The sequence below is a fragment of the Polaromonas sp. P1_E1_2 genome (genome assembly GCF_056406035.1).
In genome coordinates, this window is sequence record NZ_JBFUAZ010000720.1 from 1 (window position 1) to 1,908 (window position 1,908).

General features: G+C 55.9%; 2 protein-coding genes. One reads left to right on the top strand and one right to left on the bottom strand.

Annotated features, from left to right (window positions below):
• The coding region (locus AC1D1P_RS22130; RefSeq protein ID WP_477674462.1) for a porin at positions 1 to 431 on the bottom strand (431 nt) is incomplete at its 3' end.
• 767 nt (positions 432 to 1,198) lie between these two features.
• Here AC1D1P_RS22130 and AC1D1P_RS22135 point away from each other — a divergent pair.
• The coding region (locus tag AC1D1P_RS22135) for a porin (protein ID WP_477674463.1) at positions 1,199 to 1,908 on the top strand (710 nt) is incomplete at its 3' end.

Sequence of the window (1,908 nt, forward strand, 5' to 3'; positions counted from 1 at the left end):
GTGGTACCAGGCAGGTTCACGCCAATCGTGCTTCCGATCGATGAATTTACAGCAGTGATCAGCGCGGCCGTAGAAGCTGCCGGAATGGGAAGCGTGGTCAAGCCAAGTCCTGCGGCGGTAGACATGCGATCCGGCATTTGAGTACCAGAGGCTGCTGAATTCGACATGGCTCCCGTGTCGACTTCAAAACGGTTCTCAAGCGTAAAAATGGCCTTGTAGCCGCCGCCGATGTCTTCGGTCCCGCGCAGGCCGAAGCGTGAACCTTCCATGATGCCACTGGCAATGTGGGTGATCGCCCCGCTTCGCAGGCCGGTGACATGGTTGACGCCGCCATCAACAATGCCATACACGGTCACAGTGCTTTGTGCCATGGCGGCGGAAGTGGACAAAAGTCCCATGATCGCAGTTGCAACGAGGGTCAGTTTTTTCATGGAGTCTCCAGAGAGTTTTAATTGAGGGAAAACCTTCGCAGTCATTGCCGTAAATGCACACACCGGCTTGACTCGATGGAGCAAAGATTAGTGGGGATGCGGCGGCCCGTAAAGAGAGGCAATACGGGGGGTATCACTTTTGCGACAGGGGAAAACCCGATGTTTTCCTGCCCCGGTTGATGTTGGCGGCAAACCTTGGGAGGCTGCCAGGAAATTGTGTTTCCCCTCTCAAATTCTGATGCTGAAGATCGTTTTAAGCGAGGCTGGAGAACGACGCAGTCATGCGCAACCGGTGGCTWGGGTTTGACCTCTAATCCGGGGCGTCTGGCGGGTTGGCGGCAKCAGAGTGACTCGCGTTTACAACGGTTCATGCCACATTGCGCCAGCCTGTCCCCTTTCCTGCCTGTTTTTTTGAGCCATAACGCTTCCCGGAGACAAAAAACGACTTGGGTTTGTGTTTTTCACCAAGGCAGGGCATCTGGGGGCGGGTGCCCTGCTTTGGGGCGGCCTGCCTCGGCTGCCTGGAAGCTTCCCTCGTACGGCATCGCCCGGCCGGCGCATTCGTGCGCGCACCTCCAGCGTGCGCAAAATGCGATGCGTTGTTAGGGACCAACAACTCGGGTATGAACGTTGCTAATAGTAGAGATAAGGCTTGGTGTGATTTGTGACTCTTTGGTTAAATCGGTCTAAGGGTAGTCACTGAGCCCTTATAAATGTTTGTTTCGTAGCAGTGTTTTGTTTTCCACCTTTTTGGAGATTTTCTAATGATGAAGAAAAGCCTAGTTGCTTTGGCTGTGCTGGCAGTTTCCGGCATGGCTTCTGCCCAGTCCACCGTGACCGTTTATGGCCTCGTGGACGCTTGGGTTGGTACCGTCAAGGACAACAACATCAGCCAGTCCGGCGTGAACGTTGCCCATCCTTTTTCCGGTAGCGGTGGTGGTCTGCAGACCAGCCGTTTCGGCCTGAAGGGTTCTGAGGACCTCGGCGGCGGCCTGAAAGCCAACTTCCTGCTGGAAGCCGGCTTTGATCCCAGCACCGGTGCTGCAAACAACTACACCAACCCCTATACCGCCGCGACTTCCAATGCAATCTTTGGCCGTCAGTCCTGGGTTGGTCTGTCTGGTGGCTTCGGTGAGCTGAAGCTCGGCAAAATGTGGACCCCGTACGACATGGTCAAGGGCTCCGGTGCCGCTGGCTTTGACTCGCTCCTGTTCGCGCCTTCCACCAGCGTGTGGGCCAGCAACAGCTACCAGGATCGTCCAGGCAATTCCGTGTACTACCAGACCCCCGATCTGGCTGGTTTCTCTGCTGCTGCGATGTACAGCTTCGGCGAAAACAAAACCGCTACTGTCAGCGCCGGCAAGATCGCCAGCTTTAACGTTGCTTATGCAAACGGCCCCATCGGCGCTTCTTTGGCCTATCAGACCGAAAAAGCCACTGGTGCCAGCACTGCCATCAAGTACACGCAGTTGAACGG